Consider the following 9,366-nt stretch of genomic DNA (forward strand, 5'->3'; position numbering starts at 1 on the left):
TGACCCGCTCTTCCGATCTTCTTGGTTAGCCGTTGACTCTCGTTTAGTAGACCTTAGCTATTCTCTAAGCGAGTCTCAGCCAATTGACGAGCTGTAAATAGGTGAAGCCTATTTTTCCCTTCTGCTTGTCAATGAAACTGCTTATAAAAGAAGCGGCAAATTAAACAAGCTGCCTATATTAAAATAGGCAGCGACTTACCTTGTTTTACTTGTCTTATTGCTAAGTGTGTATGAATGTCTTTCACCGTCTGAATTCTTTGTAATTGACGCGTGAACTGCTCATACCCTTCGAGATCTTTGGTGACGACCTCCAATAAGTAATCATAAGCACCGGATACCACATGGCAATTAATCACTTCTTTGCTTTCACACATCGCCTGTTCGAATCCATCTATCGAACCCGCTTGATGGTTGTTTAAACTCACTTCAACGAATACCGTCATTCCAATGCCCAATTTCCCCTTGTTCAAGCTCGCGTTATAGCTATCGATAACACCCTCATCTTCAAGCTTTTTTAAACGTCGAGCGCAAGGTGAAGCAGACAAACCGACTTTGTCTGCCAGGTCAGCGGTGGACAACCTTCCCTGCTGCTGAATTAATTCCAGTATACGTCTATCAATTCTGTCCATTTCAATGAATACCTACACGATTGATTCAGCTAATCATCAATTGTTAGGCGACAATTACAGCCAATATTTGATGAATTTAGTTAACATTACGCCTGATATAAGCGCATATTTAGAAGGATAATAGTGCTTATTCACAAAAGGTAAACACTATGTTTAAGGGCTACCTCTCAATTTTTGCAACAGTACTGCTTTGGTCTGGCTTCTTTCTTTCACTAAAAGGTGGGGCGATATCTTCATTTACTCCTGCTGATATCGCGATTACGCGTTTTTTGGTGCCGGCTTTAGTTCTTTTCCCAGTCACTTTCCGAGCCAGAAAACAGATCCTGTCTATCCCTATTCGATATCTGCTTGGCATGATTGTTGGTGGTGGGCTCCCGTACTTGCTCATCGCAGGCTGGGCAATGCAGAATGCCACCGTGTCTGATGGTAGTGCTTTAGTACCCGGGACATTACCCTTATTTGTTTCTGCTATTGCGGTGATCCTTTTCTCTCAACCGTTAAGTGAACATCGAAAAGTTGGGCTGGGACTTATCATTGTTGGGATTGGCCTATTTTTATGGTCAGGCGCATCTGAAAACCATCCTGCGCTCTTGAAAGGCCATCTGTTATTTTTGGTGGGGAGTTTAATGTGGGCAACGTTCACGATTTGTGCGCGGGTTAGTCATTTACCTGCACTGGTTTGTGCCGGATTAATTTCCTTTGTCTCTTTCGTCTTGTTGGCTTTGCTCATCGCCACCGGTGTTATCGAAAGCTCTCTTCTCTCGCCTCTTAAACACCATTCATTGATAGAAGTTGCAAGAGATTGGCCTTTCAGAGAATTACTGGGACATTTGCTCATACAAGGTTTTGGAATTGGTTTGTTTGCTTCGTTTACTTTTCTGCATGCCATTTCAATCCTTGGAGCAGAGCGAACCGCAGCGTTCGGGTCTCTTACCCCTGTTGTTGCTACGCTACTTGCGATGTTGATATTTAATGAAACACCTCAGCTATTAACTTGCTTAGGTTTAGTTTGCATATGTGTGGGTAGCATTATTGCGAGCAACGTTTTCATACGACAAGACGCCTCTCTTTCTTATCAGCCACCTCAGCACTCAAATAACGTTTCACACAGGTAGCATTCAAAATCGGCATTGTAATTTGATCGCTTCAAAACAATGAACCGCCAAAGAAACGAACCATCACAGATTGGTGATGGTTCATGTGCCTATTAACTATTAGTGCTTGGCGATTAACGGTTAACGAATGTTACTTGAAGCAGATGTCTGCCCATCTCGCCAGCCCTGCGGTGACTGACCCAAAATAATTGCCGCTCACTACGGGAATATTCGGTAGCAGTTCTTCTACCGCTTTGCGCAAGAATGGAGAGCGTGCCGAGCCTCCCGTCATGAAAATGACATCTGGCTGAGCGCTGCTTAATTTTACCGCTTCTTTAACAAGCTCGGCCATTTTCGATTTCGGTTGCTCTATCGCGTTAATCATTTGTTGTTGGGTGATCTCAACCTGGATCGTTTCTGAAAGAAGATCGATGTGTGCTTGATAATGACGATCAGAAGAAAGGGCAATCTTCGCTTCTTCAGCTCGACGGACGATATTGTAGCCCAATGTTTCGTTGTACACTTGAAGAAGCCTATTTAACTTTTCAGGTTCACTCGCTTCTTTCACCAACATTTTAAGCGCCGATAAATTGGATCGCGAGTAAAACTCTTTCTGAGCCTCTACATTGTTAATGGCAATTGGATTCCAATACTGTGTAATGGGCATTTCAATACCACTCTTGGTTTGACTACCAAACCCAAAAGGTGCCATGAGTTGTCTGAACGCTAGATGTATATCTAAGTCATTCCCCCCTACCCGTTGCCCACTATGAGCGAGAAGAGATTGCGTACGGTCTGATTTTCCTCGCCAAGTTGGCCCCATTGCTATCATCGAGCAATCGGTCGTACCACCGCCTAAATCCACAACCAGAACCGTGATGTTGTCATTGAGTGTTGCTTCATATTCTAACCCGGCTGCAACAGGCTCAAATTGAAAAATAACCTGCTCAAAACCCGCTCGCTTTGCCGCTTTTTCTAGAATTTTCTCGGCTTGCTTATTTGCCGCCTCGCCACCGCGTCCATGAAAATTAATCGGTCGACCAATAACTGCATCAGCAATCATTTTTTGTGTATGTAATTCAGCCTGCGATTTTATATTGGCCATCATGGCGCAAACGAGATCTTCAAAAAAACTCAGTTGAACGTCATGTAAACCTGACGCTCCTAAAAATGATTTCGGTGATTTAACGTAGTAAACATCTCTCGGATCATCTAAATAAAGATCTAGGGCAGATTGACCAAATGCAACATCTTCCGATTGAAGGTCAATGCTTTCTTCTCGGTTGAACGCTATCGAACGCCTCAATACTTGCTCCCCAACGGCATCAGAAGGAGAAATGCTTCTGTGACGAAAAAGGTGCTCAGAAACAGATTCTCGCGTCGGTGCACATAACGTTGAAGGAATATAAAAACTATCACCTTCGAGCGGAAGTAGTATTGGCTGCCCATCTTGCATGGTCGCCACTGAGCAATTCGCGGTACCGTAATCAAATCCAATGAACATAGTGATCTCACCAATAGAAAATGGCCGACAATCCTACACCAAGGCTTTATGCTTTTCTAGAATCAATAAGCATGACCTACGTTCTCTGGTATACTTTAGGCCTGTTTTCAAAGGCAATGGTAGAAATGAACGCTCCCTGTAAAACACCCTGCATCGGTTTATGTAAAACGTCTGGCGATATGTGCATTGGATGCCACAGAACCAAGAAAGAAATCGCCCAATGGCCAAACTACAGTGATGATCAAAGAGCGAGCATAATGGCAGAGCTACGTGGTGAAAAAAGCAGCCACAAATGCCCTTTATGCAGTGCAAAAACTCAATGCGATATTGAGAGTGGAAAAAGTACCTGTTGGTGCTTTGATATTGAAAGGCGAGACAGTGCAGGTGTTACCGACAGTGGCGTTTGCCTGTGCCGTAAATGCTTAAGTGCACTGCCTATCCTTTAAGGTCAGTTGTGAGATATAAGCTCAATGCTAGATAAGTAAAGCAGACGCTAGGTTTGTGAAATATAGACGCTTGGTTCGTAAATCACTTAGTTCGTAAATAACTTAGTCCGTAAATCACCTAGTCCGTAAATCACCTAGTCCGTAAATAAATAGAACGCTAGACTTTTTTCACCAATGCAACAGCTTCAAATTCAACACCCTCCCAACCCGTTACCATAAAGTTTCGAATGTTTTGATGGTCGTCACCCTCTGGGTGCTTTAATACGTCTTCGCGATAGAATCGGCCAAAGCAAGCCAGCGTTTCTTCAATAGAAAGCTGCTGTAAAGCACCCAACGCGAATATTTTGCAAGAGCCATTATTCTGCCCTGCCTGATTGAGTGTTTTACCGTTAGTAAACGTGGTTGGAGTAAAACTAAAATTTTCGTCAATCACACTCATGGTTTGTTCAAATTCAATAAGTTCAGGCTCTCGCTTAAGCTGTGAAATAAATGTGTTTAAATCCATATCGTTAACTTCCATATTATCGGTTTCATTTTGCTTTGGAACATACCACGAAGTGAGGCTCTAATTGAAGCTTTCACGGGCAATAACCAGGTAAAACTAACAAGAGTCACGTTAAAACACATTTGTTATCCCACCTTTTCTGGCAAAGATCATAGCGCTAGCAGAAACGATTTTTTCTTATGTGCTTTTGCTTATGTGCTGCAGCGCATAGTACCAAATGCCGACTAGCTTCTATACTTATATGACTGGCGAACATAACGGGTAGTACATGAAAAACAAAATGCAGTTTGAGCAGAGCATCAGTAACCCTTTGCATAGTCGGATTGGTCGTCGAATTATTCTCATCACGGTGATACTGAGTGGGGCCATCACTCTGATCATGACGCTTATTCAGCTGTACTGGGATTATAATCGTGAATTTAACGCTGTTGATCAGCGACACTACGAGATAGAAAGTGTGCATGCGCCATTATTGGCCTCTTCGTTGTGGAATTTTGACCTTGTTGTTTTACAAGAACGTCTCGACGGTTTAGTCAATTTACCTAAGATTGACTATCTGCAAGTGGACTCTGGCGACTACTCCTTCCATGCGGGTAGCAAGGTACTAGATGAGCGCGTTTCAGTCAGTTTCCCTTTAGAATACTTAAGCCGTGACGGCGAAGATTCGGAGCTTCTCGGTACTATTTACATAGAATCCAACGCCAAGACCATTTACGACGCACTGCTGATGCAGTTTATTATTACCCTGATTTTTAACTCAATAAAAACCACCTTTGTGTGCATTCTTATCCTGATGGTCTTTCATGAAAGCATCAATCGTCGAATATTCTTAATCGCAAAGTATTTAAGAAAATACAACCCACGGCACCCGTCAAAACCACTTAACCTATTTTATAAAAAATGGATTATGGAAGAGGACGATGAGCTAAATTGGTTGGCATATGAAACCAATAAAATCACCGCCGATGTCACCACGCTCTACAACAATATTAAGTTTGAACAAGAGCGACTCAGTGACTTTACTCATGTTTCATCTGACTGGTTGTGGGAAACCGACGAACTGGGAAAGTTAACCTACTGCTCGGAATCCATGGCAAAGTCTCTCAGCATTGATCCTTTTAATAAACCGTACCTGTTTGATGTACCCGAGTTAAACGACCTGTCGAATTTGAAAAGGTGCCTAAAATTATCCACCGATTTTTCTCGATGTGAAGAAACGATCAAGATTGGTGAGAAAACTTATCATATGCTCTTCCAGGCGCTCGCAAGGTTTTCTAATGGCAAATTTATTGGATTTCGTGGTACCAGCATTAACATATCAGACTTAAAAGTGGCGCAGCTTCAACTCGAGACTCTCAATGCCAATTTAGAGCATACCGTAGCGGATAGGACAGCAGACTTAAAGCAGAGTATGGAGCAACTTCAGGCGACGCAAGAGCAACTAATAGAGTCAGAGAAGTTGGCCGCACTTGGTGGTCTTGTTGCTGGGGTCGCCCATGAAGTGAATACACCACTCGGGATTTCAGTGACCGCAGCTTCAGTGATTCGCGATGTTAGCGCTGAATTAACATCGGCATTTTCAAACCAGACACTAACAAGCACCCAATTCAGTCAACTTATGGAACAACTCAACGAAGGCAACAGTATGCTTGAGCAAAACCTTAACAGAGCCGCCAAGCTCATCAAGGACTTCAAGCAAACGGCGGTCGATCAAGTGTCTGAAGTTCGTACTCTTTTCAATGTTAAAGAAGTGCTTGATTCACTGATGAGCAGTCTTCATTCCGAAACCAGACGAGTCCCTGTCGTACCCGTTGTTTCAGGCAACGCCGCTATTGTCATGAATAGCCTACCCGGCGTTCTGACTCAAATCGTCACTAATCTTGTCATGAACAGCATTAATCACGCGTTTGATAACCTCGATAATCCCATGATTTCAATCAGGTTCCATCAAAGTGATTCAGATATCGTGCTCGAATACACCGACAATGGCAGTGGGGTTGAAAACGCATTACATCAAAAAATATTTGAACCGTTTTTTACCAGTAAACGCGGAAAAGGAGGCAGTGGGCTAGGACTGAATTTGGTCTTTAATTTGCTTAAACAAAAACTGAGTGGCGATCTTCAATTTGAATCGGAACCGGGCCAGGGAGTCAAATTCACTCTCATCATTCCTAAAGATCTGCCACTGTCTATTGAAAATACGCCCACTGAATAAGCCATGCTTACACTGTTAACGCGATCACTTAAAATCAATAAACCTAACAGTCAAATAATTCGGTTATTAGACTGCTAGTTATTAGACTGCTAGGAAAAACGTTTTAGTCAGGCAAGTCACTTCGGATCTGAATAAAATCTTTCCAGTGATCAATCATAAGATCGACCAGCTCAGGTTCGAAGTGTTTTCCCTTTTGAGCAACCAACAATTCCTTTATCTTTTCATCTGACCAAGGTTGCTTGTAAGAGCGTACCGACCCAAGCGCATCAAAAACATCGGCAAGCGCGACAATTCTTCCACTAACAGGAATATCATAACCCGACAAACTTGATGGATAGCCAGAACCATCCCATTTTTCATGGTGGCTTCCCGCAATTTCTTTGCCTGTAATGATAAGCTTTCGTTTTGATGAACTGAGAATATCGACACCAAACTCCACGTGCTTTTTCATGATTTCCCATTCATCAGCGTCAAGTTTACCTGGTTTATGCAAAATACTATCGGGGATAGCGACCTTACCAATATCATGAAGCGGAGCGGCATCTTTAATTGACTCGACAATATCATTAGGTAAGCCATATAACTCAGCCAATTTCCCACTGATAAGTGATACACGTTGAACATGTGCACCCGTTTCTCGGCTTCTTGCTTCAACCGCGTTTGCTAGGTTGTTCACCAACTCTTTCGAGGTTTCACGAAGATCAACCATCAAGTTTAAGTTTTCGAACGTTAGGCTAATATTTCGCATGTAGATTTGAAGAAGCTGCTCATCAAGGAGGTTCAAAGGGCGATTCACATTGACGTATAGGAGACTATCGATACCTTCATCAGTATTGGTACACAGGACATACGCATCAGGGTATTTAGCCGTTTTTTTCGTTCTCAGAACGTCTCGACAACGCTCTGAAACTAACTCAGGAAGTTTGTCTAATACACAATCATAATACAAATCGACGTAACTGCCTGTTGCAGCTAAGGTAAACGCTCTCGATGCTTCAGCATCGGGGCCAGGTTGAACCACACAGTACAGTGCCGAGGTGTCTAATTTCAAAAGGGACGTTAACTGGCTGAGTACCGATGATGCAAATTCTTGAAGGCTACTGGTGTTTTGGACCCGAGCGGATGCTTTTATTACTCGGCGTAAACCCGTTTTTTGTTCTTCTATTAAGCAAAGATCTCGAAAAGAACGGAGCATGGAATAAAGCAATGTTTTTAGTTTTTGAGTGGTTAACTCTGTTTTTTCTTTATAGTCGTCAATATCATATTCTTGGATAACGGTGTCTTCAGGTGCTTGGCCTGCTTGACCCGTTCTTAACACCAGCCTAATTAATGAGTTCTGTTGCTGCTCCCTAATGTACCTGACCAGATCCAACCCCGCATGTTCCGTTTCCATCACGACATCGATCAAAGCGAGTGCGATGTCGTCTTCATTTGATAACAGGTGTTTCGCTTCACTTGCGGATAATGCTGATAGTAGTTCTAATGGACGGCTCTGAAACTTAAAATTTGCCAACGCCAATCGAGTAATTTGATGCATTTGCTCATCATCATCGACAATGAGCACACGCCAGGGTTTTTGGCTGTGCTCAACCGGTGACAATTCTGCATTTTCGATAATTGGATCTTCCTTGTCAGCGAAAAGTTGCATAACACCTCTAAGTAATATTGACGGATTAACTCTCTAAGTTTTAGCACAAAATGGGATTTCAGACGTGACTCAAACGGGCATAAACAGACAAAGACAGAGGATTGAGGTCAAAATATTCGCTTTTACTCTTACTTTAAAGCTCATAAATTAAAGCTCACCCCTTATAACCATAGTATGCGAAGGGCTATTCATCGGCATAGACTAACTGCCTCTCACTGTATTCCTAAAGACTCTTGGCGTCATCTTACTCCAAGCTTTAAATCGTGTACTGAAGTTTGCAGCATTCGGATAACCGACTATTTCACCGATATGTTGAACTGACCATTCTGTTGAAACGAGTAATCTTGCGGCATACTCCATTCGCATTCTCATGACGTGTACTTTAGGGCTATGCCCATAATACTGCTGACACAAACGGTGAAAGTGAGGTTCCGAACAAGGCAAATTCGAAGACAGCTGCGCGACAGTCCAATCTTTATGAAGCTGCCTTTGCACCATATCAAATACGCGCGTCATCCGTATTTTAGTTCTCGATTGCTCAAGATTAATCGGAGCATTGATCAGCAACTCAATTTGCTCAACCGCCCTTCTCCCCACAGCGCCACCGAGATCAATGGGCAGAGAAATCGATCGTAGCATCGCCAAGATAGAGGCATAGATGACTTCAGCTATCGGCGTTAAAGAGTATTGAACTTCGTCATCTACAATTTCCGGCCACTCTTTGTTCATATCTAAAAACACCCACGCTATCTGCCAATCTTCTTCTTCAATACCAAAACCGATTTCTATTGAAGCCGGAGCTGAAATAACAGAGCTGGGTTCGAGGATATGACGACGTCCGTTTGTTTCTAGCCAACCCCTACCTTTTACAGTGTAAAGCAACATGTGTTTCTGTTGATTTTTCCTATAAATTGAAAAGACATCTCTGCACGTCGCGATTCCGCATTGAATGATCCCATATTCCTCAAGCATCATTACATGGGTATGGTCAATAAACTCATGATGAGTCTTTTCGGATATTAGTAGGCGTTCTTGTTTGTCATTCACACTATATGCCCCACTGAAATATGATAGTTTTGCAAAACTTATTGATATATTGAGACAATACTTTTCTTTGGGCAGGAATTAAACTTCTCATTAACACTTATGAGGAATTTTGCGATGTTGTCCACTTACCAAACGCTCGATAAACAATTTTGGCGTAAGCTAATAGACATAGGACTGCCTGTTTCAATGCAAGGTCTTCTGTTTTCGCTGCTTGGTGTGGTTGATATCTTCATGGTGAGTCAATTGGGAGAATCAGCGACAGCCGCGGTAGGTGTCGG

General features: G+C 42.8%; 8 protein-coding genes and 1 pseudogene. 4 read left to right on the top strand and 5 right to left on the bottom strand.

From position 1 onward, the window contains the following. Positions 1-173 precede the first annotated feature (173 nt). On the bottom strand, positions 174-629 hold the full coding sequence (locus ACP45E_RS12385) for an Lrp/AsnC family transcriptional regulator (protein WP_017038146.1): 456 nt from the start codon (positions 627-629) through the stop codon (positions 174-176). A gap of 149 nt (positions 630-778) precedes the next feature. On the opposite strand from ACP45E_RS12385, the gene ACP45E_RS12390 reads away from it, so the two are divergent. Beyond that, entirely contained in the window at positions 779-1,744 is a 966-nt protein-coding gene (locus tag ACP45E_RS12390; RefSeq protein WP_017033633.1) for a DMT family transporter, read from the top strand. 130 nt (positions 1,745-1,874) lie between these two features. Here the strand turns inward: ACP45E_RS12390 and yegD are convergent, their stop codons facing one another. Then, entirely contained in the window at positions 1,875-3,227 is a 1,353-nt protein-coding gene (gene yegD / locus ACP45E_RS12395) for a molecular chaperone (RefSeq protein WP_017038147.1), read from the bottom strand. A gap of 125 nt (positions 3,228-3,352) precedes the next feature. Here yegD and ACP45E_RS12400 point away from each other — a divergent pair, with 125 nt between their 5' ends. Then, a complete protein-coding gene (locus ACP45E_RS12400) occupies positions 3,353-3,673 on the top strand; it encodes a cysteine-rich CWC family protein (protein WP_038126190.1) in 321 nt (106 codons plus the stop codon). A gap of 157 nt (positions 3,674-3,830) precedes the next feature. On the opposite strand, the gene ACP45E_RS12405 is transcribed toward ACP45E_RS12400, so the two are convergent. Beyond that, positions 3,831-4,178, bottom strand: coding sequence for a HopJ type III effector protein (locus ACP45E_RS12405; RefSeq protein WP_026026641.1), 348 nt, complete (start codon positions 4,176-4,178; stop codon positions 3,831-3,833). A 268-nt stretch (positions 4,179-4,446) separates the two neighbouring features. On the opposite strand from ACP45E_RS12405, the gene ACP45E_RS12410 reads away from it, so the two are divergent. Further along, a complete protein-coding gene (locus ACP45E_RS12410) occupies positions 4,447-6,393 on the top strand; it encodes a PAS domain-containing sensor histidine kinase (protein ID WP_017038148.1) in 1,947 nt (648 codons plus the stop codon). A 103-nt stretch (positions 6,394-6,496) separates the two neighbouring features. Here ACP45E_RS12410 and ACP45E_RS12415 read toward each other — a convergent pair whose 3' ends face one another. Then, positions 6,497-8,041, bottom strand: coding sequence for a DUF3369 domain-containing protein (locus tag ACP45E_RS12415; RefSeq protein WP_017033638.1), 1,545 nt, complete (start codon positions 8,039-8,041; stop codon positions 6,497-6,499). Positions 8,042-8,242: 201 nt separating this feature from the next. After that, positions 8,243-9,088, bottom strand: a complete 846-nt coding sequence (locus ACP45E_RS12420; RefSeq protein ID WP_017038149.1) for a helix-turn-helix transcriptional regulator — start codon at positions 9,086-9,088, stop codon at positions 8,243-8,245. 114 nt (positions 9,089-9,202) lie between these two features. Here ACP45E_RS12420 and ACP45E_RS12425 point away from each other — a divergent pair. Next, positions 9,203-9,366 (top strand): annotated as a pseudogene (locus tag ACP45E_RS12425) (MATE family efflux transporter); the annotation flags it as partial.

This window comes from Vibrio genomosp. F10 str. 9ZD137 (assembly GCF_049974785.1).
GTDB lineage: Bacteria > Pseudomonadota > Gammaproteobacteria > Enterobacterales > Vibrionaceae > Vibrio.